The following is a 24,573-nucleotide window of genomic DNA, read 5'->3' on the forward strand; positions in this document are numbered from 1 at the left end:
CTAAACCAGTCCAGCAAGGGCGCGCTGCCGCACCAGCTCGGCAAGCTGCCGGAATGGGCCGGCCAAGGGACCGGCCATCCCAGCAAGGTCAGCCGGCAGGTCGAAGCTGCAATCGTCCAGGGCGTTGCGCAGGGCCAGCATGGCCTCCATGTCGCCCGACACAGCCAGGCTGCGCGAAAAGAACACGGCATCGCCATCGATGCGGCCTTCGAGCAATGCCAGCAAGGTCAGCATGGGGCCGGTGACGCCAGCATCGCAGCGCGGCGCTCTGGACTTGCGGGAAACGCGGATGGACCGGCTTACGGGATGGACGATGAAAGCGAGGTCGAGATCGCTCGGGGTGAAGCAGAAGCGCTTGTCCGCTTCGTGGCCAAGCCTGTCGAACAGGTCAGGGTGCTGCTGCAGCGCCCGGTTGAAGACCTGGGAAATGACGCGCTGCACCAAGGCGAGGGGCAAGCGGTCGATAACCAGGGTGAGCGGGCGCGGCAGCAGCATCTGGCGGCTCCTGTTGAGTGGACGCGACATCAGCCTTAGCGGGCGGCGGGCATCGCAACATTGATGCAGCGCAAGGAAAGCCGCGTATCGCTCCCGTAGGGCTAGGCCATGACCCAGCCCCTGCTTCCAAAACCCAGGCATCCCATTGCATCCAGCCTCGGCGACTTCGTCCGGCTGCTGGAGGCACGGAACCTCATCCGGCGCATCGACCGGCCGATCAGCATGGTGCACGAAGTCACCGAAATTCACCGCCGGGTGCTCGAAGCCGAGGGTCCGGCGCTGCTGTTGGAACAGCCGGTCATGGCCGATGGCGCACTGTCCCCGATGCCGGTGCTGGTCAACCTCTTCGGCACCAGCGAGCGGATTGCCCTGGGCATGGGGCTGGACGTTGCGGACCTTCCCGCACTCGGCGAAGGACTGGCACAGTTGCGCGCGCCCAAGCCCCCTCGGGACCTGCGCAGTGCCTGGGCTCAGCGCGACATGCTGCGCGCCGCGCTGAGCCTGCGCACCAGGCCGATCATGCGGCCGGCCTGCCAGCAAGTTGTCCTGCGGGGGGAGGATGTCGATCTCACACGCCTCCCCATCCAGACCTGCTGGCCGGGCGAGCCGGCGCCGCTCATCACCTGGCCGTTGGTGATCACGCGGGCGCCCGACGATCCAGGCGATATCAATGTCGGGGTCTATCGGATGCAGGTCCTGGGCAAGTACAGGGCGATCGTGCGCTGGCTGCCGAGCAGGGGCGGGGCGAGGCACCATCGTCTCTGGCGTGACAAGGGGCAGGACATGCCGATTGCCATCGCCATCGGCGCCGATCCGGCAACGCTCTTGGCTGCGGTCATGCCGCTGCCCGACGGGCTCAACGAGATGGCGTTTGCCGGTGTGCTGCGACGGCGGCAAAGCGGGGTGGCGCGCGCCGTGAGTGTCGGCCTGCCTGTGCCGGCCGAGGCGGAAATCGTGCTCGAAGGCATGGTTAGCGCCGCCGAGACCGCTGCCGAAGGTCCTTATGGCGACCATACCGGCTATTACAATTCGGTCGAACCATTCCCTGTGGTGAGGCTCCAGGCCATCACCATGCGGCACCAAGCCGTCTACCTCTCTACCTATACCGGCCGACCACCCGACGAGCCGTCGCGGCTGGGCGAGGCCATGACCCCGCTCTTCGTACCGCTGGCCCGCCAGCAGTTTCCCGAGATCGTGGACCTGTGGTTGCCGCCGGAGGCGTGCTCCTATCGCGCCATGGTCATGTCCATCGACAAGCGCTATCCGGGCCAGGCGCGGCGGGTGATGATGGGCCTCTGGTCCATGCTCCCGCAGTTCTCCATGACCAAGCTGATCATCGCGGTGGATCCCGATATCGATGTGCGCCAATGGGGCGATGTCATGTGGGCCGTTTCCACGCGTTTCGACGCCATGCGCGACCTGGTGATGATCCCCGATACGCCCATCGACTATCTCGATTTTGCGTCGCCAAAGCCTGGCCTTGGTGGAAAGCTGGGGCTGGACGCGACCAACAAGATCGGGGCCGAAACCGGCCGGGAATGGGGCCGGCCGCTGCTTATGTCCGAGGAGGTCAAGGAGCGGGTGGATGATCTGTGGCAGGAACTGGGATTAGCGCGATGAGCGGGACCTTGCAGGTGGTGCTCGCCCTCACGGGGGCTTCGGGAGCCGCCTTGGGACTGCGCATTGCCGAGCGTCTTGCGAGCCGTGGCGATGTGGCGACACACCTTGTTGTCTCGGATGCAGCGCACCGGACCTTGCGTTATGAAGTCGGTGACGACGCCCCTGATCGCCTACGAGCTGTGGTCCGGCAGGTGCACGAGGCGAGCGATATCGGTGCGACCATTGCCAGCGGCTCGTTCCGTACCGCGGGCATGATCGTCGCGCCCTGTTCGATGCGGACGCTGGCGGCCATTGCGACCGGTATCTCGGACACACTCGTGTCGCGGGCTGCCGACGTGCATCTCAAGGAACGCCGTCGGCTGGTGCTGCTGGCGCGGGAAACGCCGCTGCATCTTGGACATTTGCGGAATATGTCGGCCGTGACCGAAATGGGAGCGATCGTGATGCCGCCGGTGCCGGCCTTCTATCACCGGCCGCAGACGGTGGGCGATATCGTCGACCACCTGGCTGCCCGGGCCATCGACCTACTGGCACTGCCGGGCGAGCCGGAAGCGCTGGCCTGGGCGGGTGACGATTAGGACGCGGCCAGCGCCAGTGGATCGGCGCTGAAGAGAGCGGCATGTCCGCCCATCAGCAACCAGACCGTGATGATGAGGGCCAGGACGAGGCTCAGCAGCATGGTGCGGTCGACGCCAAGGCGCGCGCGACCAGTCGCTATGGCAACAAAGGGCAGGATGGACGTGCCTGCGACGGCTCTATCCCATTCCTCTCCGAGGCGTCTGCGGTTGCGTTTTTCAGTCATCATGATGCCAAGACCCGCGAAGAGGCCGAGCGTGCCGAAAAGCATGAGGCTCCGGAGGTCTCCATTGGCAATGACATGCCCGAAGGCCCAGAGGATGAAGCCCCACAATACGGGATGGCGCGTGATCGAAACTACTGCGCCTGGCGTTGCCTCGCCCCGTCGAAAGCTCACTGAGAGTGGATTGGGGCTCAGCAGCCCGGCAATCAGCAAAAACAAGGCGATAGGCACCAGCGCCAAGGTCAGCCATGCCTGCCACGGAGCCGGTGGCCAGAGCTCGACATAGTCCAGTGCGAAGGCGGCGTGAAAGACCCAGACGAGGCTCAGGATCGAGGCGAGGGAATAAAGTATCAGGTAGAGGCGCCGGCCGAGCCGTTCGACGAGTCGCTGGCGAATGGCGGGAATGGCCGGGACGGAATGGAGCGCCAGGAACAGCGCAACGGCGAGAAGGAACTGGATCAATGGTGGTGCCTTCCCGATGAATTTTCGTTTGATATGAGCAGGATAAGGTCCTGTTCTGCGTGAACATGGCGGCGCACGCTTTCGAAGAAACTGCGCAGCAGGTAGCCGATGGCATCGGCGGAAAGGCTGGGCCGACCGTCGGCCAGTGACCCCAGCGCGTCATCGATTTCCATGGCGGTCAGGCTATCGAATGCATGCTCCTGCCTAAGCCGTTCTGCCACAAGGCGCAATTCCTGCCGGGTCGATGCAGCGAGCGCCGGCAGCAGCACCTGTTCCTCGATTTTGTGGGTCTCGGCGACAATGCCGAGGGTGGCGCTGGCCAGCGCCCGGCAGTGATCGGCGGCAACGGGGCCGGGGAGTGCATCGGCGACCGCCTCAAGCGCATCGCAGGTCGAAAGCAGACGCAAGTAACAGTCGTTCAGCGCCTTGAACGTTGAATCTCCTATCATTTCCGGCAGCTCCGTGGTCTTGCACGATGGTTCTAGCGCACGGGGACGGACGGTACTTTGCGATCGATCAATGGGGGCGGTCGTTGCGGGGGACGTCCTCCTCGTAGAGCAGGCGTTCGGCAGCACCGTCGAGGTCGTCGTATTGGCCATTGCGCAGCGTCCAGAGGAAAACCAGCAGCCCCAGCAAACCCAAAACGATAGAGATTGGAATGAGATAGAAGAAGTCGGTCATGCTGTCCGATCTTTCAGTTGCGCGACAGGCGGACGGCGTAGCGGGTGCCAGCCGAGGCGGAGGGCGTTGACCACGACCACGACCGAAGAGGCGGACATGGCGACGGCGGCGACGAACGGGTTGACCAGCCCGGCAATGGCGACCGGAAGGGCTATCGCATTGTAAAGCATGGCTAAAACCAGGTTCTGGCGCACCAGGACATTGGCCTCGCGGGCGATGGCGATGGCGGCGGGGACGGCAGCTAAGTCGTTGCGGAGAAATACGAAATCGGCGGCGTTGCGACCGATATCGATGGCCGTGCCGGGGGCCATGGAGACATGGGCGCGGGCCATGGCCGGCGTGTCGTTCAGCCCGTCGCCAACCATCAAAACCCGGCGGCCAGATTGTTCCAAGCCATTAACGTGATTGAACTTATCCTGCGGCAGAAGACCGCCCTGGCCGGCAATGCCGAGGCGGGCGGCGAGCTTTTCCACCAGCTTCGGGCGATCACCCGACAGGATCTGCGCATCGAGCGAATTTGCTAGCAGACTGTCAACGCCAGCAGCAGCATTGGGACGCAGATGATCCTCGAAGGTGAAAGTCGCGAGTGGCTCGCCATCGCATGAAAGGGTCGTGCCGGCATTTTCGTCGTCCGGACCCGACCAGCCGCTGCGCCCGAGCCGGTAAAGGTGCCTGTCGAGGCGCGCCTCGATGCCAAGACCGGGATGCTCGATGACGTCGGTCCAGGCGAGATCGCGAGCAGACCGGAAAGCGCGGGCGATGGCGATGGAATAGGGGTGGCGCGAGCGGGCGGCGAGGCTCGACGCCAGCGCCAGGTCTTCGGGCGCACCGGAGAGGGCGATGGGCGTCGCGAGGCCCGAAGTCAGCGTGCCGGTCTTGTCGAAAATGACCATGTCGACCTCGGCCAGACGTTCGAGCGCGGCGCCATCGCGGACCATGATGCCGGCCTCGAACAGACGGCGGGCGGCCATGACCTGAACCATCGGCACGGCGAGGCCGAGGGCGCAGGGACAGGTGATGATGAGGACGGCGATGGCAATGGTCGTGGCATTGTGCAGGTCGCCATTGAACAGCATCCAGAGGACGAAGGCGAGGGCGGCGGCCAGATGCACGACCGGCGAGTACCAGGCGGCGGCGCGGTCGGCGATGCGGCGATAGCGGTTGCGGCTGGCCTCGGCATCCTCGAGCAGGGTGACGAGGCGGTTTAGGGTGGAGCCGCGCTCGTCGGCCGTGGTGCGGACGGTGAGGGGGCCCGACAGGTTGAGAGCGCCGGCGGGCACGGTCTCCCCTGGCCCCACAGGTTCGGCCAGGCTCTCGCCGGTGAGAAGGCTCTTGTCGAGGGTGCTGGCGCCGGTCAGGACCTCGCCATCGAGCGGAATGCGCTCGCCGGTGGCGACCGCGACGGTCGATCCCGGAGCAATGTCGGCGAGTGGCAGGAAGGCGGGACCGTCCTTGCCATCGAGGACCAGGGCCCCTGATGGGGCGAGCCGGGCCAGGCCCTTGACCGCGTTGCGGGCGCGCTCGCGCATGGCATGGTCGAGCGTGCGGCCGATGAGCAGGAAAAAGATCAGCGACGCGACGGCGTCGAAATAGACCTCATGACCCGAGGTCATGGTGTCGTAGAGGCTGAGACCGAAGGCCATGGCGATGCCGATGGTGATCGGCACATCCATATTGGTGCGGCCGGCACGCAGTGCCGTCCAGGCGGACTGGTAGAAGACGCGGCCGGAATAGACGAGCGCGGGGAGGGTGAGGGCGGCACAGATCCAGTGCAGCAGGTCGCGGGTCGGGCCGTCGGCGCCGGCCCAGACCGAGCCCGAAAACATCATGATGTTCATCGAACAAAAGGCGGCGACCGCAAGCGCGCGGATGAGCCCGGTAAAGCTCGCATCCTTGCCGGCCTGTTCGAGCGAGAAGATATTGGGCTCATAGCCCAATTCGACCATGCGGCGCACCATGGGCGGCATGATCTCGCTCTCGCGCCAGCGCACGGTGACCCGCTTGCCCGAGAGATTGACGCGGGTCGAGACAATGCCGGGCAGGGCGTCGAGCGCGGTCTCGATGGTCCGAATGCAGGCGCCGCAATGGACCGATGGCACCGAGAATTCGGACTGACGCAGGCCCTCGCCCAGGTCACGGCTGGCGAGGCGAACCTCGTTTTCCGAGGGGCCACGGTCCGGGCCGCCGGCCAGGGCTTCGGCAAAGACGGGGGTGGGGGCGCAGCAAGTCATGAAGACAGTCCAATCGCCTCGGAGAAAACCCCCACCCTTGATCCCTCGCCACGAGACGGAGGGAGACGATTAACACCGGCGGTGTGGCCTGGCGCCTCCTTCCCCCTTGTGGGGAGGAAATGAGGGTAGGGGTACTGGCGCCGGTTCATTTCACTGCAGTCCTACTCATCCCGCACGGCGAGGTAGGCGTGCCAGGTGGCGTGGCCGAGAAGGGGGAAGATGACGATCAGGGCGAGGAGGCCCGTGGCAAGGCTCACGAGCACCAGCGCCACGACCAGCGCGGCCCAGACCAGGGTCGCCGGCGTGTTGTTGGTGACGTAGGACAGTGAAAGGCCCATGGCCGAGAAAGCATCCCGGTGACGGTCAAGCACGAGCGGTATGGAAAAGGCGCCGATGGCGAAGGAGAAGGTCGCAAAGAGCCCGCCCACGGCCGTGCCGACCAGCAGCATCCAGAGGCCTTCGGGCGTGGTGAACAGCATCGCCGTCACCTGGTCGAAGCCCGGAAACGGCCGCCAGCCGAAAAACAGCGCATAGAGCAGCACCGCAGCCCGAACCCAGACCAGCATCAGCGTCATCAGCACGGCGCCGACGAAGAACAGATGCATGCCGCCGCGCGGGAACAGCATGGCACCGAAAGTGACCTTTTCGCCTGCGGCAAGCTTGCGGCTCTTGACGTAGAGGCCGGTGGCCAGCAGCGGACCGACCACCAGGAAGCCTGAAAGGGCCGGGAACAGGATCTGCGCCCAGCCGAAAGTGAACATGGCGTAGATGATGGCATAGGAGACCAGGGTCACGCCGAGGCCATAGGCCAGGCTCGGGACCGGGCGGGTCCACAGGTCTCGCCAGCCGGCGGAGAGCCAGGCCAGGGGGGCGGCCATGGGCAGGTGGCGGTTGTGATTGACGGCACGCGGCTTGGCCGGTTCGTACGGGGGGAGAATATCGGCAGAGCTGGACATAGAATTGATCTCCCAGGATCAGTTCACCGGGCGTCACCCTCGGGCTTGACCCGAGAGGTCTGCAATTGCGGCAGCGGGGTTAAGTACAGGGCCCTCGGGTCAAGCCCGAGGGTGACGAGCGGTGGCGTGGGGGTACGCGGACGACAAATCCAGCCAGTGAACACTCCCACCTAGCTCTGCTACGGCCCTTTGGGCCGAGCGGCGCTACCTCCCCCGTCAAGGGGGAGGTGAGGGCCGGTGTTGCCGGATAGGTCGTGACCCCCATCATTGATCAGCATCCCGATTTGGCGGCCCGGAAATGGTCCTGGCTGCCATCACTGACTTTCAGGTGGCTCACACAGGCGGGTTGCGAAGTGAAGGCGACGTAGACCAGGTGGGCATTGGCGCCGAGCAGAACGGCCACTAGGCCGAGGCCGATCATCCAGCCGAGGAGAAAGCGCCGCCGGGGCGCGCCGCCGTCGAGCGCGGTCATGGTGTGGCTCCCCGCAGGTCCATGACATAGAGGGCGAGAAGGCGGATCTGGGTGGGGCTGAGGCGCCCTTCCCAGGAGGGCATGGTGCCCTGGCGGCCGTTGTAGATGGAATGGCGGATGCTGGAGCGGTCGCCGCCATAGGTCCAGAAGGCATCGGTGAGATTGGGCGCGCCAGTCTCCACCATTCCAGCGGCGTCCTCGCCATGACAGGCGGCGCAATTGTCGGCGAAGAGCGTCTGGGCGGCAGCCGTCTCCTCCGGGGTCAGGGCCTTTTCGCCTTGCAGCGAAACCAGGTAATCGGCCAGCGCGCTGATCTCCTCGCTGCCCAGCATCTGGTCGCGTCCGAAGGCCAGCATCTGCCCGTAGCGGGTCTCGGGATGGGGGGCGTTGATGCCGACGCGGATGGTCTCGGCCACGGTGTCGACATCGCCGCCCCACATCATCGGGGCGTGGGCAATGTTGGGATAGCCGCTATTGCCGCCGGCATCATAACCATGGCATCCGGCGCAGTTGTCGCCGAAGAGAGCCGGGCCGGTCTGGCGCACCACTGCCATGATGTCTTCATCCTGGCTGAGGGCAGCAAGGTCCCCGGTGGCTAGGCGCTCAGTCCACCCGGCCTTGGCCAGTTCCGCTTCCTGCAGCGACTGGCGCACGGCCTGGTGCTGGTCGGAGCCCAGGAGGCCGCGAAAATAGCCGCTGACACCGGGCCAGGACGGCATGAGCACGGTCCAGCCGATGGCGAACAGGCCCATGGTGCCAAGAAAGGCCCAGAGCAGCTTCGGCACGGGAGTGTTGAGTTCCTTGATGCCGTTCCATTCGTGGCCAGTGGTCATCTGGCCCGAGAATTCGTCGCGTTCCTTCAGCGCCATGGCCGGTCGTCCTCTTCGAGCACAGGCATTTTCGCGGCTTCGTCGAAGCCTTTCTTGTTGGACGGCCAGTAAGTCCAGGCGAGGCAAATGACGCTCAGCACCACGAGGTAGATGAGGCCAAAGCTCTTGGAGAACCCGACGACAGTGTCATGGTCGAATGGCATTACTCGGCCTCCGCCGTTTCGGTTGTGAAGGCAGCGTCGGTGAGCGTCCCGAGCATCTGCAGGTAGGCGACGAGCGCATCCATGTCGGTGAGCGGACCCTGATTGCCGTCGAAGGCGCGGATATTGGTGGCTTCGCCATAGCGCTCGGCCACACCCGGGGCCTCGGCGCTGTCGGGGTTAGCCTGGCCATAGGCGTCCCGCGCGGCATTGGCGATCTGCTCGTCGGTGTAGGGCACGCCCACGGCGCGCAGGGCGGCGAGCTGGTTGCCCAGGTCATCGGTGCGCAATTGGTCGCGCAGCAGCCAGCGATAGGCGGGCATTTTCGACTGCGGCACGAGATCGCGCGGGTTGTAGAGGTGGGCGGTATGCCAGGAGTCGGAATACTTGTTGCCGAGGCGGGCGAGGTCGGGCCCGGTGCGCTTGGAGCCCCAGAGCTGGGGATGGTCGTACTGGCTTTCCACGGCCAGCGAGTAGGGACCGTAGCGATCGACCTCGTCGCGCAGGGTGCGGATCATCTGGCTGTGGCAGGCATAGCACCCTTCGCGGATGTAGATATTGCGGCCGGCCACTTCGAGCGGGGTGAAGACGCGCATGTCCTCCGCCTTCTCGACCGTCTCGTCGATGGTGAAGAGCGGAGCGATCTCGATGAAACCGCCGATCGAGGCCACCAGGATGATGAAGGCGACGAGGCCGATGGCCGAGCGTTCGAGGCGATAGTGGAACTTGAACATGGATCTATTCTCCGGCCTGCAGTGCAGGTTCGGCGGGCAGGTCTTGACCCCTGTCGGGCTCGACCTCAGCCGGCATGCGGATGGTCATGATGGTGTTGTAGAGGGCGGTGGCGGCGCCGAGCACGAAGAGCAGGCCGCCAAAGGCGCGCACGATATAGTAGGGGTGCATGGCCTCGAGGCTGTCGAGGAAGGAGTAGGTGAGGGTGCCGCTCTCGTCATAGGTGCGCCACATCAGGCCCTGGATGACGCCCGAATTCCACATGGCGAAGACGTAAATGACGGTGCCCGAGAGGGCGAGCCAGAAGTGGACTTCGACCAGCTTCTGCGAATAGAGCCGTTCCTTCTTGAACATGCCCGGAATGATGGAATAGAGCGAGCCGAAGGTGATCATGGCGACCCAGCCCAGGGCCCCGGCATGCACATGGCCGATGGTCCAATCGGTATAGTGGCTGAGCGAATTCACGGCGCGGATGGCCATGAACGAGCCTTCGAACGTGGTGATGCCGTAAAAGATCGCCGCCAGCGCCATGAAGCGCAGGACCGCATCGTCGCGCACCTTGTGCCAGGCACCGTTGAGGGTCAGCAGCGCATTGCCGGCAGAAGCCCAGCTCGGCACCAGCAGCACGACCGAGAAGGCCATGCCCAGGGTCTGCACCCAATGAGGCAAGGCGGTGTAATGCAGGTGGTGCGAGCCCGCCCACATATACATGAAGGTGATGCCCCAGAAGCTGATGATCGACATCCGGTAGGAGAAGATCGGCCGGTTGGCGCGCTTGGGCAGGTAGTAATACATCATGCCGAGGAAGCCGGCGGTGAGGAAGAAGGCCACGGCATTGTGGCCGTACCACCACTGGGTCATCGCATCCTGGACGCCGGCGAACAGCGAGAAGGACTTGGCCGAGCCGAGCGAGACCGGGACGGCGAGATTGTTGACGATGTGGAGGATGGCCACGACCAGGATGAAGGCCATGTAGTACCAGTTGGCCACGTAGATATGCGGTTCCTTGCGGCGGGCGAGGGTGCGCATGTAAATGGCGAAATAGGTCACCCAGACCACGACCAGCCAGATGTCGGCATACCATTCGGGCTCGGCATATTCCTTGGACTGGGTGACGCCTATGAGGTAGCCGCTGGCCGCGACGATGCAGAAGAGATTGTAGCCCAGGAGCACGAACCAGGGGCTCAGCGCATCGGGCAGGCGGGCGCGGGTGGTCCGCTGCAGCACATGCAGCGAGGTGGCGATCAGCGCGTTGCCGCCGAAACCGAAGATCACGCCCGATGTGTGGATGGGCCTGAGGCGGCCGAAGCTCAGCCAGGCGACATCGAAGGTGAGATCGGGCCAGGCGAGTAGCGCCGCGACCCAGAAGCCGGCGGCCATGCCGATGACGCCCCAGATGAGGGTCAGGATGATGCCGGCGCGCGTGGGCGCATCGTAATATTCGGAGAGACGGGCCGCCGAGGGTTCGGGCAGGTCGAACTGCCGGATCGCGCCGAAGAAGAAGGCCAGGGACAGGCCGGCGACGAGCCAGCCATGCACGCCCAGAATATCGCCGCGGCCGCCGATGGCCATGGCCAGACCGACCACGACGAGGCCGCCAAGTATGAGGAGCGCCCCGACCCGTTCGGCGCGCGTGAAGTCAGCCAGCATTGCCCTGTCCCCGGTATATTGGTCCCAAGCGGAAGACCCGCAGAAAACAGCCCTAGTCGAAAGCCGAAGGCGATCTTTGACTTGGATCAAAGATATGGCGGGTTGAGCCGGCGAGGCTGGCGGCGAGGCGGGAGTTTGCGCTGCGACAAAGTGTTGCTCGCCGCGCCCGGCTAGCGTGGCCAGCGTCGGAGCGACTGGCCGCCGCCCGGCGCCACATCTCAATCAGCGGCCTGGACAGGACAGATGGCAGAAGAGAAAGCCTTCATCGACGTGCGCACCATCCAGCCGCGGGAGCGGCACCCGAAAATCTTTGCAATGGCCAATGCGCTCGCGGTCGGCGACAGCTTCGTGATCATCAACGACCATGATCCGCGGCCGCTGCACTACCAGTTGCAGGCCGAATATCCCGGCCAGTTCTCCTGGAACTATCTCGAGGCCGGCCCGGCCGTGTGGCGGGTCGAACTGGGCCGCGCGCAAGCCGCCTGAATGCCCATGCGGGGGGGCGCATGCCGGCTCCCCTTGCCCCGGAGGACAGCGATGCAGATGGCGACGATATCGCGCTGGACGCTCACCTATTTCGGCGTCGCCCTGGCGGCGCTGGTGGTGGCGCTGGCCTTGATGGCCGCGGGCTTCGGCTATCCGCATGTGGCACTGTTCGCGCCGGAAACACTGATCGTCGTGCATCTGGTGGTCGTGGGCTGGCTCAGCCTCCTGATGCTCGGCGCGCTGATACAGTTCCTGCCGGTGCTGGTGGGGCGGGAACTGGCGCTGCCGCGCCTCGCGCCGGTGGCGCTGGGGTTGATCGTTGCGGGCCTCCTGCTGCTGCTCGCAGGCTTCGGGGCGTTGGCGGACTGGCCCTGGGTCAGCGCCGATCTCGCGCCGCTGGGTGGGCTCGTCATCATCGCCGGGTTCGCGGTGGCGGCGGTCATGCTGTTCGCGACGTTGCTGCGCGCAAGCTCGCTTGCGCTGCCGGCGGGATTCGTGGCGGTGGCGCTGATGAGTGCGCTGGTGGCGACGCTGCTGGGCGATAACTTGGCGGCGGCGCTGAGCGGGCTGATCGGCGGCGATTTCGCGGTGGCGCTGGTGACCCATGGGGTGGCGCTGCATGCCGGATTCGGCCTGGGCGGCTGGCTGACGCTCGCGGCAATGGGGGTCAGCTACCGCCTGGTATCGATGTTCCTGATTTCGCCCGAGCGGAAGGGTTTCGTGCCACGCCTGGCGTTCGTTGCAGCGGTGGCGGCGCTGGCGATGTTGTGCGCGGTGCTGGGCGTGCTGGTGGCGAGCAATGCCCCTTGGCCGCTGGGTCTAGGGCTTGCAGGGCTACTGGGCCTTGTTTCGCTGGCCGCCTATGCCGGCGATGTGGTGATCCTCTATCGCGGCCGCCGGCGCCCGGCGCTGGAATTGCACATGGCGGCAGCCGTCGGCGCCTTTGTCATGCTGGGTGTCGGGACTGTGGCGGTGGTTGTGGCCGGTTCGATGGGCTCGGAGGCGGGGTTGGCGGCGGCCGTGCAGGTGCTGGCGCTGGGCTGGCTGGGCGGGCTGGGGCTGGCCATGCTCTACAAGATCGTGCCGTTTCTGACCTGGCTCGAATGTTTTGCGCCGCAGATGGGACGCATGCAGACGCCGCGGGTCCAGGACCTCGTGCGTGAGCGCCGTGCCCGGCACTGGTACGCGCTTTATTTCGCCATGGTGGCAGTAGGTGGCTTGGGCATGGCCGCAGGCTGGACTGGCGTGGTGCAGGTGGCGGCGGGCGGACAATTAGCGGCCGTGTTGCTGATCATGCACCAGCTCTGGCGGGCCCGGACGCTGCGCGACCTGCCGGCGCAATGGCAGGACCAACCCGGGCCGCGACTGCTGCGGTCGGCGCTGAGACCAAGGAGCTTGATATGACAGAACCATTCGAACTCGATGTGCGGCCGATCCTGCGCGATGGCGGCGAGCCATTCGGCGCGATCATGGGGGCCGTGAGCGGTCTCGAAGCGGGGCAGGCGCTGATGCTGATCGCCCCGTTCCGACCGGAGCCGTTGTTCCGGGTGATGGAGTCCAAGGGTTTCGGCTTTACGGCGACGGCGCTCGATGGTGGCGACTGGCAGGTGCTGTTCACCCCTGAACCGGTGGGCAGCGACAGTGCGGCCGCGGTAGCGCGGGACAGCAATCCGGACAACTGGCCCGAACCGGTCCACTATCTCGATTGCTCGGAAATGGATCCGCCCGAACCCATGGTGCAGATCCTGGCGACGCTCGAAACCATGCAGGCGGGCGAGGTGCTGTTCGCGCTGCTGCATCGCGAGCCGGTCTTCCTGTTCCCCGAACTCGAGACGCGCGGCCATGCCTGGGCTGGCGACTTCGACGCCGAAGGCACGGCCTACCGGCTGATGGTCCGGGCCGGCGGGAGGGGCTGATGATCTCCCGCCGTATGGAAATCGAAGCCGATATCCGCGCGGCACTGCGGAAGGTGATCGACCCCGAGCTCGGGCACAACATCGTCGACCTGGGCATGATCTACGACGTGGATGTCGGCGAGAATGGGGTGGTCGTGGTGCTGATGACCACGACGGCCCGCTTCTGCCCGGCCAGCGCTTTCCTGCAGAACGCCGTGGCCGATGCGACGCTTGCGGTCGAAGGGGTCGAAAAGGTCAGCGTGGACCTGACCTATGATCCGCCCTGGAGCCCCGACATGATGGTGCCGGAGCTGGCGGTACGGTTCTGACCGGTCAATCCGGACGCGGCTTGCGGCGGATGACGAGGGCGGGTGCATATTCCCAAAGGTAGAGCACGAAGGCCAGCATCCAGCAGAGGCCGCTGAGCGATACCAGCGTCATGTAGTGGTCGGGCAGCAGCATGGCGGCGGGCCTGAAAATCGCGCCCACGACCAGGAAGCCATAGCTGATTGCCGTGAGCGGCGGAGCCGTCAGCGGCATGCCGGTATGCCCACGCGTCGCACGGCTCATGATCGCCAGAGTCATGAGGCCGATGGCGCCGACGGTGAACACATGCAGCGCCCCGGCCGGATCAAGAAGCCCGAAAGGCACCAGCGCCACGGCGACGAACCCCAGGGGCAGGGCGGCATAAGCGAGATGGAGAACGAGGACCAGCCGTTCTTCGCCGGTTTGCCAGCCCTTCCAGCGATGGAGGCGCGCGGCGTGGAGGCCGGCGGCGATGATACAGAAGAGGCTCGTTGCCCAATGTTCGGGGAGGGCGACCCAGAAGGCCAGCGCGACAAGGGCGACAAGGAGTGCGGCCGTATCGAGCCGGTCATAGGAGGCAGGTAGATTGGTGAGGTGGCGTTTGGCCAGCCAGTTGCGGGTGAAGCTCGGGACCACGCGGCCGCCGATGATGCCGATGAGCATGACATAGGCCGAGACGGCGAGGCGGCTGGCAAGGGCTGGATCGCCCTGGGTGAGGACCAAGGCGTGAAAGCCGCCGTTGGCAGCGCCGAGTGCGAGGACGCCGGCCAGGACCTTGAGATCGCGCCACTTCTTTCCGGCCACCACTTCGCGCAAGCAGATGGCGAAGAGCAGCGGCAGGAAGGCGGTGTCGAGGGCGATGGTCCAGACGAGGCCGATGGCGTCGGGCACGATCAGTGCCAGCCGGCCGGCGAGCCAGACGAGAACCAGTGCGGCGAGCGGCGCGCCGGAAACGGGGAGGCGCCCGGTCCAGTTGGGAATGGCGGTGAGGAGGAAACCGGCCAGGGCGGCCGAGGTGTAGCCGAACAGCATTTCATGGGCGTGCCAGGCGGGGCCGCCATAGGGGCCACCGATAGGAAGACCATGGACCAGGGCGCCGATCCAGAGCGCCATGGCGAGCACCGCCCAGATGCCGGCACCGAGAAAGAACGGGCGGAAGCCATAGGCGAGGATGACGGGGCCGGTATGGGCAATGCCGCGCGGCACCGGCTTGCGCTTGATGGGATGGGCATCTGTCTCGTTGGCCATGCGGGCACCTCGGGGTGGCGGGTGCCCTGGCACTAGCGGGTCAAGGCCGGCTTGTCCTTGCGGCAGCGCAAGTTGGGTGGGAGGAAGACCCCTCATCCGCCCCTCGGGCACCTTCTCCCACAAGGAGATAAGGCAAGCACGACGTAGGCCCTCGGGTCGGGCCCGAGGGTGGCACGGTGGGAGAAGGAAAAGGAGCGCGTCAGTCCTTGTCGGCGAGACCTTCCGCGAGAGACTCGAGCCGCTTGCGGTCGCGGACCAGAAGCTTCTGGCGGCCGCCCTTGACGATGCCCTGGCTTTCCCAGGCACTGAAAATGCGCGAGACCGTGTGCAGGGTGGTGGCCGTCATTTCCGCGACATCCTGGCGGCTGAGCGGGAAATCGATGCGCACGCCTTCGGCTTCTCTGCGGCCGGCCTGGTCCATCAGTCGAAGCACGGCATGGGCGACGCGGCGCTCGACCTCTTCGGTGGACATTTCGCGAATGCGGGTATGGGCCTCCTGCAGCCGCTGCCCGATGGTCTTCATGGCGTTGACCGCCAGTTGCGGGTTCTGCTCGACAATGCTGCCCCAGACCTCGTTGGGCCAGCACATGACGACGCTCTCGGCAGCCGCAGTCGGTGTCCCCGGATAGTCGTCGCGCTGCAGGGCGGGGGCAAAGCCGAAAAGGTCGCCGGGATTGACCACGCGGACGATGATCTGCTGGCCTTCCGATGTCACCTGGGTCACCTTGAGCCGGCCATGGAGCAGCAGAAAAAACTGCGTCGCCTTCTGGCCTTGCTCGAACACCGCCTCGCCGGCCGGGACGCGGCGCATGGTGGCGCGGGCAAGTAGCCGATCGAGGTCGGCATCGGCCATGTTGGCAAAAAGCGGCAGGCTGCGGACAAGGCTGCGGTCGATATCGGCCAAAGTGTCGTCCCCGACTTCGGATACATGTCCGATACAGCAAAAGTTTTGGGGACGATACACGCTGTTCGGTCGCAGGGGGCGGCACGTCTGTGCGCTTCGGAGCTGCGGCGGTGCCCTAAGCTCAGAGCCAGTCCATCCAGCCGGCTTTTTCGTCCGGCCGCCGGACCAGGCGGAAACCCAGATTGTCGGGCGGGATGCCGACCGAGCAGCCGCCGCTCTTGGCATCGCGGATAAAGAAGCTGGTGGCGGCGCGATGCTTGCCCTCGAGCACACGAATGGTGCAGGCGGGCTGCTCGCTGAGGATGTCGCCGACGGCGTTCACATGGACGCGGCGGTGGCAGGTATCGGTCCATTCCCAGACATTGCCCGCAATGTCCATGAGGCCGAAGCTGTTGGCGCCGAAGGTGCCAAGCGGCTTGGGATAGGGATCCGCAGTGCGGTTCCGGGCCGCTTCCTGGCGGTAATTGGCAATCCAGCGCAGCGCCGGGTTGCCGGCGTCGTCCGACGTGCCGAGGGCCTCATCGGTGTAGCGTTCGGCGGCGGCATAGGCCCATTCCGGGGCGGTCGGAAGCGTCCAGGTCTGACCGCTGGCGGCGCTGAGCCAGCCGGCATAGGCTGCTGCATCCTGATAGCTGACGCCGGTGACCGGCTGACCATCGAGACCGGCCTGGACGGTGGGGGCGCAGGCGCCATCGGCGACGCAGCGCGCGTAATCCTCGACGCTGACCTGGTACTGCATGATCTCGAGGGGGACTGCCTGCGTCACCGCGCCCACGGGTGGGTCCACCGGGACGTTGTCGCGCAGGAAATGGCCGTCGGCGCGGTAATTAAAGGTTCCCGGAGGCAGCGTGACCGTTGCCGGAAGGGCAACATCCGAAGGAGGCAACAGTGCCGGCAGCGGTGGTGCGAGCTGCACTGCCAGCGCTCCAAGCGCCACGGTCAGGAGAATCGCGGGCAGCAGGAGAAGCGTCACATCCTTGGTACGGACAGCCTGGGCCGCCATTTTCGCCTCCGGGATATGCCGGCGCCAAAGGGATGCGCCGGCAATGGGGTGCCGGGGCCCGGTATTGGGCCCCGGATCGTCGGTCCGGCGTCAGATCGGGCTGGGAGCGAGGACGCCTGTCATCAGGTCGTCGTTCCAATCGCCCTCGACCACGATGTGGCCGGCGGCGCCGAATTCGAAGGCCTCGATGAGGTTGTGGTTCACATAGGCGTAAACGCCTGGCTGGTGGAACGTGTAGATCGCCGCGCCTGCCGTACCGCCGGGGATGAACCAGGTTTCCTGGTCGACATCGGGCGGGGTGTGGAACTTGCCCGTCGGCCAGACGAAGTCACCATGGCCGCCGATGATGTGCGGGCGGGTGTCGCGATTGGCCTGCGAATGCAGGATCAGCACGGTTTCCCCGACATTGGCGGTGAGGGCATTGTCGCCGGTGAGGGCGCCGACCTTGCCGTTGAAGACGATGTGGCTGGGCAGCAGCGTGCGCATCACCTCGATCGTGTCGGCATAGCCATCGCCGATGCTCTCATAGGTCTTGTAGTTGCCGTCCTCGTCCCTGGGGACATAGAAATCCTGCTCACCGACATAGTAGACCTTGTCGTAGGTGATGAGATTGCCCTTGGGGTCCTTGAGGCCTTCGCGCGGCAAGACGGTGATGGCGCCATTCATGCCCGAGGTGACGTGCCAGGGGACCATGCCCTCTGGGGCGCAGTGATAGACGAAGACGCCGGCCTTGATGGCCTTGAAGCGCAGGATCGCCTTTTCGCCCGGATTGACATTGGTGAGCCCGGCGCCGCCCAGGGCACCCGTGGCTGCGTGGAAGTCGATATTGTGCGGCATCAAGTTGGTGTCGGGATTGATCAGCGTCAGCTCGACATAGTCGCCCTCATGCACGACCATCATCGGACCAGGCACCGAGCCGTTGAAGGTCATGGCCCAGATCTCGACGCCGTCTTCGACCTCGTGCAGCTTCTCCTCGATCGTCATGGTGAACTCGACGATCTTCGGTCCGCCCGTGGCCACCTGTTCGTGGGCGTGGACGAATGGTGGAGCAACCAGCTCGACCTTGACGCGCTCCAGCGTGTTGAGATCGACCGGGGCAGTTGCGGCCGCCACGGCTTCCTGCGCGGTGGTCGCCACCACGGTAGCGAGCTGCGTGGTAGCGCCGATGGCGGCGGCACCGGCAAGCAGGGCCCGGCGCGAAAGCCTCGTATTGATCGACATCTTCTTCTCCATGACTTGGAACTTTGGCTGGGGTACTTGCGTCCTCTGCCTTCGATGAAGACCTTATGGTGCCGTCGGCAAGTGTTCCTTGATCAGGCGCAAATATCGGGTCGAGCGTGCTGGACGTTTTGCCGCAGCGGTATTTGACTTGGGTCAAAGACCGGGCAGGCAGGATTTCCTAGGTCAGGGGCAACGGGTCAGCCGACCCAAGTCAAGGAGAACCCCGATGCGTATTTTCACCACGACAATGATCGCCCTGGTTGCCATGGGCGGCCTCGTTGCTCCGGCGCTGGCCGCGGACTACGAAATCCACATGCTCAACAAGGGCGAAGCGGGCACCATGGTGTTCGAGCCCAATTTCCTCGCCATCCAGCCGGGCGACACGGTGACATTCATTCCCACCGACAAGAGCCACAATGTCGAGACCATCAAGGACATGATCCCGGAAGGCGCCGAAGCCTTCAAGAGCAAGGTGAACGAAGAGTTCACGGTGACTTTCGATGTGCCCGGCCTCTACGGCATCAAGTGCACGCCGCACTTCGCCATGGGCATGGCCGGCGCCATCGCCGTGGGCGACGAGTTGCCCAATCTCGATGCCGCCAAGGCGGTCAATGTTCCCAACAAGGCCCAGGAACGCCTGGACGCCGCCTATGCCGGCCTCGGCATCTAAGCGCCCGATATCGAGACCGATGCACCCTCCTGCCATGGCGGGAGGGTTTTTTGTTGGACGAAAGCGGGTAGTCTCGGGGCAAAGACCCGTACGACCGAGCCGCAATTGACCCACTATTTTCCAGAACAGGCCGACCTCGTCGGCCAGGCCCGCAAGCTGCAGGCCATCCTCGAATCGGCGGTGGACGCCATCATCACCATCGATGGGCGCGGCACGATCACCACGGTCAATCCCGCGGCGGCGCGGCTGTTCGACTATCCGCAGGACGCGTTCATCGGCCAGAACGTGCATTTCCTCATGCCCGAACCCTATCACTCAGCCCATGACGGCTATATCGCCAACTATCGCCGGACGGGCGCGGCCAAGATCATCGGCATCGGCCGCGAGGTGACAGGGCGGCGGCGCGACGGATCGCTGTTTCCCATGCACCTGGCAGTGAGCGAATTCGAGATGGACGGGCGGGTGCATTTCACCGGCATCATCCACGACCTCTCGGCGCAGAAGGCCACCGAACAAGCGCTGCGGCAGGCGCAGAAAATGGAAGCGATGGGGCAGTTGACCGGGGGTATCGCCCACGACTTCAACAATCTCCTCACCGTCATCATCGGCAATCTCGAAATGCTGGAAGCCAAGCTGACGACATCCGGGCAGCGCGAGCTGGCCATCGAGGCGCTGGAAGCGGCGGATCTCGGCGCGCGGCTGACGGCGCGGCTGCTGGCCTTCGCGCGGCGTTCGCATCTCGAGCCGGAAGTGGTGAACCTCAACGACTTCGTGTTGGGCCTCACCGACATGCTGCACCGCACCATGGGCTCGACCATTTCGCTCTCCAATGCGCTGACGCCCAGGCTGTGGATGACGCGCATCGACCCCTCGCAGGTGGAAAGCGCTATCGTCAACCTGGCCGTCAATGCGCGCGATGCCATGCCCCAGGGCGGCCGGCTGATCATCGAGACGGGCAATGTGAGCGTCGATGCCGCCATGTCCGAGGATCTGGATGGGCTGGCGCCGGGGGACTATGTGCGCCTTTCCGTCGCCGATACCGGCGAGGGCATGCCTGCCGATGTGCGCGAACGGGCGTTCGAGCCATTTTTCACCACCAAGGAGAAGGGGCGCGGCACGGGGCTGGGGCTTTCCATGATCTATGGCTTTGCCAAGCAGTCGGGCGGCCATGCCACGATCTACAGCGAGATCGGGCGGGGGACGAGCGTCAACATCTACCTGCCGCGCCATGGCACAGCTTCGGCGGTGGAGGCAGAGCCCGAGGAAGCGGCCGTGCCGCCGGCCGGCAAGACGGTGCTGGTGGTGGAAGACGATCCACGGGTCCGCAAGCTGACGGTGACCCGGCTTGAAACGCTGGGCTATGCGACGCTGGTGGCGGCCGATGCGCATGAGGCACTGGCGATTCTCGGGCGCGGCGCCGAGGTGGACCTGGTGTTCACCGACCTCGTCATGCCGGGCGGCATTTCGGGCTATGAGCTGGCGCGGCGGGTGGCCGAGCAGTGGCCGGGCCTCAACGTGCTGTTGACGTCGGGCTATGCCGACGAGCTGGTGCGGCGGGACGAAGACGCGATTGCCCACCTCAAGGTGCTGAGCAAGCCCTATCGCATGGCCGATCTGGCGCAGGCGATCGCCGAGGCGCTGGAAGGCTGATCAGCCCAGATTGCGCGGGGTGAAGCTGTAGCCGGCGCCGCGCACGGTCTTGATGATCTGCGGATTGCGGGTGTCGGCCTCGATCAGCTTGCGCAGCCGCGCCACCTGATTGTCGATGCTGCGGTCATTGGGCGACCAGTCATGGCCCTTGAGCAGGTCCATGATGCGGTCGCGGTCGAGCACGGCATGGGCGTGGCGACAGAACAGAGCCAGCAGGTCGAATTCGCCCGAGGTAAGGGCGATGTCGGCGCCCTCCGGACCCGTAAGGCTGCGGCGGGCGGGATCGAGCACGAAGCCGTCGAAGCGGATGACCGAGTTGGCGGCGGCGGGCGACGCGCTGCCCGTACTGCGGCGCAAGACGCTGCGGATGCGAGCCAGCACCTCGCGCAGGTGGAAGGGCTTAGCGATATAGTCGTCGGCGCCGATTTCGAGCCCGACGATGCGATCGATCATGTCGCCCTTGCCGGTGATCATGATGATCGGGACATCCGACACCTGGCGGATGCGGCGGGCGACGGCCAGACCATCGGCGCGGCCGAGATTGAGGTCGAGGGTGACGAGGTCGGTGCCCGCGCGCAGCGTAGCCTCGATATTGTCGCCATCGCTCGATTCGCTGACCCGATAGCCCTCGTCCTCGAAACAGCGGCGCAACATGCGGCGGATCTGTGCGTCGTCGTCGACGACCAGGATGTGGTGGGTCTGCATGGAGCGGGGCCGCAGTCTCGCCGTTACAATTGGTTACAAGAACCGGATAGGACGATTACGTCCGCATGGTCAATTCCGTTCAGACACAGCCGAACGGAGCCCCCGATGTACCTCTTTCCCCATGCTGAACCGGACACGACCCGTAGCGAACGTCCCGTGGGCGATGGGCAGGGGCGTGTCGTCGGCGCGACCACGGTGCTCTTTCACGAAGGCGATCGCGCCGATGCGCTCTATGAAGTGGTCAGCGGCGTGTTCCGCGCCACCAAGATATTTCAGGACGGCCGCCGCCAGGTGGTGGCCTTCGCCTATCCTGGCGACATTGTCGGTTTCGGCCATGGCGAGGCCTATCGCTTCGATTGCGACGCGCTGACCCCGGCGAGGGTGCAGGTGACGGCGCGCGGCGATATCGGTCAGGCGATGCGGCAGCGTCCGGAGTTGGGCGAGAAGATTCTCGCCATGGCTGCGGGGGAAGTGGCCAGCATGCATGACCTGTCGGTGCTGCTCTGCCGCAAGTCGGCCATGGAGCGGATTGCCGGCTTCCTCGTGTCGCTGGCCGGCCGCACCCATAAGCTGGGCAATGACCAGCGCGTGAGCCTGCCCATGTGCCGCGCGGATATTGCCGATCACCTGGGTCTCACCATCGAGACGGTCAGCCGCAGCATGACCAAGCTCAAGGTGCGCGGTATTGTCGACCTGCCAGACCGCGGCAGCTTCGTCATCCGCGATCTCGAACGGCTGCAGGAACTCGCCGAATGCGAGACCGTGGTGCACTGAGCCCGACATGTCGCGCGCCCGTGTCGCCATAGCCCATTTTTCTGATACCGCCGCTGCCGAGCTGGCTCGCGCCGCCTTGCTGGCAAAGGGCGGCCTGCCGGCCGTTCTGACCGTGGATGCGGCGGCGGATTGTCATTTCGCGGTAGCGCTCAACGCGCCGCTCGAACGGATGCTGCTCGACGTGCTGCTGTCGAGCCAGGCCACGCGCGTCGATGTGCATGACGCCTAGCAGAGCGGCCTTCCCGCTATGGCCGGGAATGCTTTCTCAAACCGCCGCCGAGTGGCGTGCGGTGCCCTGGCCGAAATAGGCATCGAAGCGGGCGGCGATGGCGCGGACGAAGGGGCGACCGCGTACGGTGACGGTGAAGACGCCGTCGAGCATCGCGACCATGCCGTCCCGGTCGGTCAAGGCGATGGCTTCGGCCTCTCCCATCAGCGCCCGACCAGCTGCGCCGAAGCCGGCAAGGTCGCGCGGGGCAAGCTGGAAGGTGCAGAGCAGGGTGGAGATGGCGAGGGCGCGCAGCTTGTCGGCCGGAGCCAGGGCAAAACCGCGCGTCGTGGCGCCCGATCCGGCCAAGACGGTCTTGCTGTAATCGCCGGTAGGCGTGATGTTCTGCACATAGCCCTGCGGCAATTGCCCGATGGCCGACGCTCCGAGCCCGATCAGCGCGTCGGCGGCGTCGTCGGTATAGCCCTGAAAATTGCGCCGCAGCTTTCCTTGGCGTGTGGCCTGCGCCAGCCGATCATCGGGCAGCGCAAAATGGTCGAAACCGATGGGATCGAGACCGGCCCCGGTCAGCAGGCGTGCTGCCAGTTGCGCCTGGGCGAAGCGCATATGCCGGTCGGGCAGGGCGTCCTCGGGGATCATTTTCTGGTGTGGTTTCATCCATGGGACATGGGCATAGCCAAAGAGTGCCACACGGTCGGGCCTGAGGCTCAGCGCCGCTTCGATGGTGCGCGCAAGACCCTCCTCGCTCTGGAAGGGCAGGCCGTAAAGCAGATCGAGATTGACCGAGCGGACGCCGCGCGCCCGCATGGCGTCGACCACGGCGCGGGTTTGATCGAAGCTCTGTATGCGGTTGATGGCCTCTTGCACGCGTGGATCGAAATCCTGCACGCCGATGCTGGCGCGGGTGAGGCCAAATTCGGCCATGGCGTCATAGCGCCCGTCGTCGAGGTCGTTGGGGTCGATTTCGATGCTGATGTCGACCGATGGGTCGATTGTGAAGGCCGTGGCCAGCTTGGTCTTGAGCGCCAGGATATCCTCTGACGTCAGCAGGGTCGGCGAGCCGCCGCCGAGGTGGATGGCAGTGACGCGGCCGCGCCCGGCGAGTTTTGCGGAAACCCAGTCGATCTCGGCATAGAGCGCCTTGAGATAGGCGGCGACCGGCTCGTAGCGCAAAGTGTGCTTGGTGTGGCAACCGCAGAACCAGCACAGCCGATCGCAATAGGGAATGTGCAGATAGAGCGAGAGCGTCGCGTCCGCATGGAGCTCACCCAGCCAGCGCGCATAGGTCTTTGCGTCCACGCCGCCGTGGAAGTGTGGCGCAGTGGGGTAGCTGGTGTAGCGCGGCACCGGCAAGGAATAGCGCTCGACCAGATCGCGTGTGTCCGAACTCATGGCTGGGGGCTCGCCGTTGAGAAAATGTCGGCCGCTCTTAGCAAGCCTGCCGGACAGCCAACTTGTTCGACGTCAATTTGGCGGTGTTTTGCGCCGTCCCCACTGCGGAGCGAGGACGGATGTCAGCCCGGTCGGGAGAGCGACGGGCTGTGGACCAGTTCTTCATCGGCGCAGCCATCGGGCCGGAAGGCCTGGATACGGTGATCCTTGCCGCCGGCGGCTTTGACCTCTTCGGCCAGCATTTTGAGTTCCTCCAGACTGAGAAGGTCGGGATGGACGGTGGTGCGCAAATCGTAGGGGACGCCGCTATCCAGGAGGAGCTTGAGGCTCCGCATTGCCTTGTTGCCGCTGTGTCGGGCCCCAGTGATCCGATCGTAGCTGTTGCGTGGCGCCTTGATGTCGAAGCCCACCCAGTCGAGGAGCGGCAGCACTTCGGCCAGCCGCCCGGGATAGGGTCCGCCGGTATGAAGGCCGATGCGAAAGCCCATGGCTCTGACCGTTTCGATGGCCTGTCGCAGGCCCGGTTGCAGAGTGGGCTCGCCCCCGGAAAAGACCACGCCATCGAGCAGGCCTTTGCGAGAGCCGATAAAATCGAGCACGTCCCGCCACGCGATCTGGCCCTCGCCCTGGGCGGGAATGAGATGCGGGTTGTGGCAATAGCGGCAGGCCCAGGGGCAGCCCTGGCAGAAGATGGTGGCGACCAGTTCGCCCGGCCAGTCGCAGGACGACAGCCGGGCCAGTCCGCCGATGCGGATGTCAGTCAAGCTTGGCACTCGCTTCGCGGAAATAACGGCGCTCGTAGAATTCGCCCTTCTTGCCGCGATTGAACGAGGAAACCGGGCGGTGGTAGCCCATGACGCGGGTCCAGACCTCGCAGGGCTGGCGCTCGGTGTCGAGGAGGACGGGCTGGCTGGTCGTTGTGGCGATGAGGCCGGTGGGATGGATGCTCATGAAAGGTCCTT

At 65.3% G+C, this 24,573-nt stretch carries 29 protein-coding genes; 10 read left to right on the forward strand and 19 right to left on the reverse strand.

The genetic code is table 11. The features are described from left to right. Positions 1 to 495 (reverse strand): ubiquinone anaerobic biosynthesis accessory factor UbiT, encoded by a 495-nt coding sequence (gene ubiT, locus JEQ47_RS00295; RefSeq protein ID WP_198874395.1) that lies wholly within the window; start codon positions 493 to 495, stop codon positions 1 to 3. 108 nt (positions 496 to 603) lie between these two features. Between ubiT and JEQ47_RS00300 the strand changes: the two genes are divergently transcribed. Together JEQ47_RS00300 and JEQ47_RS00305 are read left to right on the forward strand one after the other, a co-directional pair. Then, entirely contained in the window at positions 604 to 2,115 is a 1,512-nt protein-coding gene (locus tag JEQ47_RS00300; RefSeq protein WP_198874396.1) for a UbiD family decarboxylase, read from the forward strand. Next, on the forward strand, positions 2,112 to 2,693 hold the full coding sequence (locus tag JEQ47_RS00305; RefSeq protein ID WP_198874397.1) for a UbiX family flavin prenyltransferase: 582 nt from the start codon (positions 2,112 to 2,114) through the stop codon (positions 2,691 to 2,693). Before JEQ47_RS00300 ends, JEQ47_RS00305 begins: the two co-directional genes overlap by 4 nt. On the opposite strand, the gene JEQ47_RS00310 is transcribed toward JEQ47_RS00305, so the two are convergent. From JEQ47_RS00310 to ccoN, 10 genes are all read right to left on the reverse strand, one after another. Then, entirely contained in the window at positions 2,690 to 3,376 is a 687-nt protein-coding gene (locus JEQ47_RS00310; RefSeq protein WP_198874398.1) for an NnrU family protein, read from the reverse strand. The genes JEQ47_RS00305 and JEQ47_RS00310 overlap by 4 nt on opposite strands. Then, positions 3,373 to 3,825: a hemerythrin domain-containing protein gene (locus tag JEQ47_RS00315; protein WP_198874399.1), complete on the reverse strand. Its 453-nt coding sequence runs from the start codon at positions 3,823 to 3,825 to the stop codon at positions 3,373 to 3,375. Before JEQ47_RS00315 ends, JEQ47_RS00310 begins: the two co-directional genes overlap by 4 nt. Before the next feature lie 67 nt (positions 3,826 to 3,892). Next, positions 3,893 to 4,057: a cbb3-type cytochrome oxidase assembly protein CcoS gene (gene ccoS, locus JEQ47_RS00320; protein ID WP_198874400.1), complete on the reverse strand. Its 165-nt coding sequence runs from the start codon at positions 4,055 to 4,057 to the stop codon at positions 3,893 to 3,895. Next, entirely contained in the window at positions 4,054 to 6,288 is a 2,235-nt protein-coding gene (locus tag JEQ47_RS00325; RefSeq protein WP_198874401.1) for a heavy metal translocating P-type ATPase, read from the reverse strand. Before JEQ47_RS00325 ends, ccoS begins: the two co-directional genes overlap by 4 nt. A 161-nt stretch (positions 6,289 to 6,449) precedes the next feature. Then, complete coding sequence (locus tag JEQ47_RS00330) at positions 6,450 to 7,244, reverse strand: DUF2189 domain-containing protein (protein ID WP_198874402.1); 795 nt, start codon at positions 7,242 to 7,244, stop codon at positions 6,450 to 6,452. A gap of 271 nt (positions 7,245 to 7,515) precedes the next feature. Next, positions 7,516 to 7,716 (reverse strand): hypothetical protein, encoded by a 201-nt coding sequence (locus tag JEQ47_RS00335; RefSeq protein ID WP_198875764.1) that lies wholly within the window; start codon positions 7,714 to 7,716, stop codon positions 7,516 to 7,518. Beyond that, positions 7,713 to 8,585: a cytochrome-c oxidase, cbb3-type subunit III gene (ccoP, locus tag JEQ47_RS00340; RefSeq protein ID WP_198874403.1), complete on the reverse strand. Its 873-nt coding sequence runs from the start codon at positions 8,583 to 8,585 to the stop codon at positions 7,713 to 7,715. Before ccoP ends, JEQ47_RS00335 begins: the two co-directional genes overlap by 4 nt. Next, positions 8,576 to 8,749: a cbb3-type cytochrome oxidase subunit 3 gene (locus JEQ47_RS00345; RefSeq protein ID WP_198874404.1), complete on the reverse strand. Its 174-nt coding sequence runs from the start codon at positions 8,747 to 8,749 to the stop codon at positions 8,576 to 8,578. The genes ccoP and JEQ47_RS00345 overlap by 10 nt, the downstream gene beginning before the upstream one ends. Continuing rightward, the gene (gene ccoO / locus JEQ47_RS00350; protein ID WP_198874405.1) at positions 8,749 to 9,480 is read right to left on the reverse strand and encodes a cytochrome-c oxidase, cbb3-type subunit II; all 732 of its coding nucleotides are present in this window, start codon (positions 9,478 to 9,480) and stop codon (positions 8,749 to 8,751) included. The genes JEQ47_RS00345 and ccoO overlap by 1 nt, the downstream gene beginning before the upstream one ends. A gap of 4 nt (positions 9,481 to 9,484) precedes the next feature. Continuing rightward, a complete protein-coding gene (ccoN, locus tag JEQ47_RS00355; protein ID WP_198874406.1) occupies positions 9,485 to 11,128 on the reverse strand; it encodes a cytochrome-c oxidase, cbb3-type subunit I in 1,644 nt (547 codons plus the stop codon). 243 nt (positions 11,129 to 11,371) lie between these two features. Here ccoN and JEQ47_RS00360 point away from each other — a divergent pair, with 243 nt between their 5' ends. The 4 genes from JEQ47_RS00360 to JEQ47_RS00375 are packed head-to-tail and all read left to right on the forward strand — an operon-like array spanning position 11,372 to position 13,838. Beyond that, positions 11,372 to 11,614, forward strand: a complete 243-nt coding sequence (locus JEQ47_RS00360; protein ID WP_198874407.1) for a DUF2249 domain-containing protein — start codon at positions 11,372 to 11,374, stop codon at positions 11,612 to 11,614. A 51-nt stretch (positions 11,615 to 11,665) separates the two neighbouring features. Next, positions 11,666 to 13,018 carry a hypothetical protein gene (locus JEQ47_RS00365; protein ID WP_198874408.1) on the forward strand — a complete coding sequence of 451 codons (1,353 nt, stop codon included), beginning with the start codon at positions 11,666 to 11,668 and terminating at the stop codon, positions 13,016 to 13,018. After that, on the forward strand, positions 13,015 to 13,530 hold the full coding sequence (locus JEQ47_RS00370; protein WP_198874409.1) for a DUF2249 domain-containing protein: 516 nt from the start codon (positions 13,015 to 13,017) through the stop codon (positions 13,528 to 13,530). The genes JEQ47_RS00365 and JEQ47_RS00370 overlap by 4 nt, the downstream gene beginning before the upstream one ends. Continuing rightward, positions 13,530 to 13,838, forward strand: coding sequence for a metal-sulfur cluster assembly factor (locus JEQ47_RS00375; protein WP_198874410.1), 309 nt, complete (start codon positions 13,530 to 13,532; stop codon positions 13,836 to 13,838). Before JEQ47_RS00370 ends, JEQ47_RS00375 begins: the two co-directional genes overlap by 1 nt. Positions 13,839 to 13,842: 4 nt before the next feature. On the opposite strand, the gene JEQ47_RS00380 is transcribed toward JEQ47_RS00375, so the two are convergent. From JEQ47_RS00380 to nirK, 4 genes are all read right to left on the reverse strand, one after another. Next, the gene (locus tag JEQ47_RS00380; RefSeq protein WP_198874411.1) at positions 13,843 to 15,063 is read right to left on the reverse strand and encodes an NnrS family protein; all 1,221 of its coding nucleotides are present in this window, start codon (positions 15,061 to 15,063) and stop codon (positions 13,843 to 13,845) included. A gap of 199 nt (positions 15,064 to 15,262) precedes the next feature. Further along, the gene (locus tag JEQ47_RS00385) at positions 15,263 to 15,916 is read right to left on the reverse strand and encodes a Crp/Fnr family transcriptional regulator (protein WP_198875677.1); all 654 of its coding nucleotides are present in this window, start codon (positions 15,914 to 15,916) and stop codon (positions 15,263 to 15,265) included. A 172-nt stretch (positions 15,917 to 16,088) separates the two neighbouring features. Then, positions 16,089 to 16,970 (reverse strand): SUMF1/EgtB/PvdO family nonheme iron enzyme, encoded by an 882-nt coding sequence (locus tag JEQ47_RS00390; RefSeq protein ID WP_198874412.1) that lies wholly within the window; start codon positions 16,968 to 16,970, stop codon positions 16,089 to 16,091. Between the two features lie 90 nt (positions 16,971 to 17,060). Next, entirely contained in the window at positions 17,061 to 18,191 is a 1,131-nt protein-coding gene (gene nirK / locus JEQ47_RS00395; RefSeq protein WP_198874413.1) for a copper-containing nitrite reductase, read from the reverse strand. Between the two features lie 226 nt (positions 18,192 to 18,417). On the opposite strand from nirK, the gene JEQ47_RS00400 reads away from it, so the two are divergent. Continuing rightward, entirely contained in the window at positions 18,418 to 18,861 is a 444-nt protein-coding gene (locus tag JEQ47_RS00400) for a pseudoazurin (RefSeq protein WP_198874414.1), read from the forward strand. 105 nt (positions 18,862 to 18,966) lie between these two features. After that, positions 18,967 to 20,511: a PAS domain S-box protein gene (locus JEQ47_RS00405; protein ID WP_198874415.1), complete on the forward strand. Its 1,545-nt coding sequence runs from the start codon at positions 18,967 to 18,969 to the stop codon at positions 20,509 to 20,511. On the opposite strand, the gene JEQ47_RS00410 is transcribed toward JEQ47_RS00405, so the two are convergent. Next, on the reverse strand, positions 20,512 to 21,216 hold the full coding sequence (locus JEQ47_RS00410; RefSeq protein ID WP_198874416.1) for a response regulator: 705 nt from the start codon (positions 21,214 to 21,216) through the stop codon (positions 20,512 to 20,514). 105 nt (positions 21,217 to 21,321) lie between these two features. Here JEQ47_RS00410 and JEQ47_RS00415 point away from each other — a divergent pair, with 105 nt between their 5' ends. Then, positions 21,322 to 21,990 (forward strand): helix-turn-helix domain-containing protein, encoded by a 669-nt coding sequence (locus JEQ47_RS00415; RefSeq protein ID WP_198874417.1) that lies wholly within the window; start codon positions 21,322 to 21,324, stop codon positions 21,988 to 21,990. Between the two features lie 7 nt (positions 21,991 to 21,997). Continuing rightward, positions 21,998 to 22,219: a hypothetical protein gene (locus JEQ47_RS00420; protein ID WP_198874418.1), complete on the forward strand. Its 222-nt coding sequence runs from the start codon at positions 21,998 to 22,000 to the stop codon at positions 22,217 to 22,219. Positions 22,220 to 22,255: 36 nt separating this feature from the next. Here the strand turns inward: JEQ47_RS00420 and hemN are convergent, their stop codons facing one another. The 3 genes from hemN to nrdD all read right to left on the reverse strand — a co-directional run bounded on the left by hemN (position 22,256) and on the right by nrdD (position 24,562). Then, complete coding sequence (hemN, locus tag JEQ47_RS00425; RefSeq protein WP_198874419.1) at positions 22,256 to 23,611, reverse strand: oxygen-independent coproporphyrinogen III oxidase; 1,356 nt, start codon at positions 23,609 to 23,611, stop codon at positions 22,256 to 22,258. Positions 23,612 to 23,733: 122 nt separating this feature from the next. After that, on the reverse strand, positions 23,734 to 24,384 hold the full coding sequence (locus JEQ47_RS00430) for an anaerobic ribonucleoside-triphosphate reductase activating protein (protein ID WP_198874420.1): 651 nt from the start codon (positions 24,382 to 24,384) through the stop codon (positions 23,734 to 23,736). Next, on the reverse strand, positions 24,368 to 24,562 hold the full coding sequence (gene nrdD, locus JEQ47_RS20890) for an anaerobic ribonucleoside-triphosphate reductase (protein WP_198874421.1): 195 nt from the start codon (positions 24,560 to 24,562) through the stop codon (positions 24,368 to 24,370). The genes JEQ47_RS00430 and nrdD overlap by 17 nt, the downstream gene beginning before the upstream one ends. Positions 24,563 to 24,573 lie beyond the last annotated feature (11 nt).

It is taken from the genome of Devosia sediminis, from assembly GCF_016411825.1.
Taxonomy (GTDB): Bacteria; Pseudomonadota; Alphaproteobacteria; order Rhizobiales; family Devosiaceae; genus Devosia; species Devosia sediminis.

Coding starts and splice junctions, on each gene's coding strand:
- ubiT (WP_198874395.1), bottom strand. CDS start 495: ATGCTGCTGCCGCGCCCGCTCACCCTGGTTATCGACCGCTTGCCCCTC.
- JEQ47_RS00300 (WP_198874396.1), top strand. CDS start 604: ATGACCCAGCCCCTGCTTCCAAAACCCAGGCATCCCATTGCATCCAGC.
- JEQ47_RS00305 (WP_198874397.1), top strand. CDS start 2,112: ATGAGCGGGACCTTGCAGGTGGTGCTCGCCCTCACGGGGGCTTCGGGA.
- JEQ47_RS00315 (WP_198874399.1), bottom strand. CDS start 3,825: ATGATAGGAGATTCAACGTTCAAGGCGCTGAACGACTGTTACTTGCGT.
- ccoS (WP_198874400.1), bottom strand. CDS start 4,057: ATGACCGACTTCTTCTATCTCATTCCAATCTCTATCGTTTTGGGTTTG.
- JEQ47_RS00325 (WP_198874401.1), bottom strand. CDS start 6,288: ATGACTTGCTGCGCCCCCACCCCCGTCTTTGCCGAAGCCCTGGCCGGC.
- JEQ47_RS00330 (WP_198874402.1), bottom strand. CDS start 7,244: ATGTCCAGCTCTGCCGATATTCTCCCCCCGTACGAACCGGCCAAGCCG.
- JEQ47_RS00335 (WP_198875764.1), bottom strand. CDS start 7,716: ATGACCGCGCTCGACGGCGGCGCGCCCCGGCGGCGCTTTCTCCTCGGC.
- ccoP (WP_198874403.1), bottom strand. CDS start 8,585: ATGGCGCTGAAGGAACGCGACGAATTCTCGGGCCAGATGACCACTGGC.
- JEQ47_RS00345 (WP_198874404.1), bottom strand. CDS start 8,749: ATGCCATTCGACCATGACACTGTCGTCGGGTTCTCCAAGAGCTTTGGC.
- ccoO (WP_198874405.1), bottom strand. CDS start 9,480: ATGTTCAAGTTCCACTATCGCCTCGAACGCTCGGCCATCGGCCTCGTC.
- ccoN (WP_198874406.1), bottom strand. CDS start 11,128: ATGCTGGCTGACTTCACGCGCGCCGAACGGGTCGGGGCGCTCCTCATA.
- JEQ47_RS00360 (WP_198874407.1), top strand. CDS start 11,372: ATGGCAGAAGAGAAAGCCTTCATCGACGTGCGCACCATCCAGCCGCGG.
- JEQ47_RS00365 (WP_198874408.1), top strand. CDS start 11,666: ATGCAGATGGCGACGATATCGCGCTGGACGCTCACCTATTTCGGCGTC.
- JEQ47_RS00370 (WP_198874409.1), top strand. CDS start 13,015: ATGACAGAACCATTCGAACTCGATGTGCGGCCGATCCTGCGCGATGGC.
- JEQ47_RS00375 (WP_198874410.1), top strand. CDS start 13,530: ATGATCTCCCGCCGTATGGAAATCGAAGCCGATATCCGCGCGGCACTG.
- JEQ47_RS00380 (WP_198874411.1), bottom strand. CDS start 15,063: ATGGCCAACGAGACAGATGCCCATCCCATCAAGCGCAAGCCGGTGCCG.
- JEQ47_RS00385 (WP_198875677.1), bottom strand. CDS start 15,916: ATGGCCGATGCCGACCTCGATCGGCTACTTGCCCGCGCCACCATGCGC.
- JEQ47_RS00390 (WP_198874412.1), bottom strand. CDS start 16,970: ATGGCGGCCCAGGCTGTCCGTACCAAGGATGTGACGCTTCTCCTGCTG.
- nirK (WP_198874413.1), bottom strand. CDS start 18,191: ATGTCGATCAATACGAGGCTTTCGCGCCGGGCCCTGCTTGCCGGTGCC.
- JEQ47_RS00400 (WP_198874414.1), top strand. CDS start 18,418: ATGCGTATTTTCACCACGACAATGATCGCCCTGGTTGCCATGGGCGGC.
- JEQ47_RS00410 (WP_198874416.1), bottom strand. CDS start 21,216: ATGCAGACCCACCACATCCTGGTCGTCGACGACGACGCACAGATCCGC.
- JEQ47_RS00415 (WP_198874417.1), top strand. CDS start 21,322: ATGTACCTCTTTCCCCATGCTGAACCGGACACGACCCGTAGCGAACGT.
- JEQ47_RS00420 (WP_198874418.1), top strand. CDS start 21,998: ATGTCGCGCGCCCGTGTCGCCATAGCCCATTTTTCTGATACCGCCGCT.
- hemN (WP_198874419.1), bottom strand. CDS start 23,611: ATGAGTTCGGACACACGCGATCTGGTCGAGCGCTATTCCTTGCCGGTG.
- nrdD (WP_198874421.1), bottom strand. CDS start 24,562: ATGAGCATCCATCCCACCGGCCTCATCGCCACAACGACCAGCCAGCCC.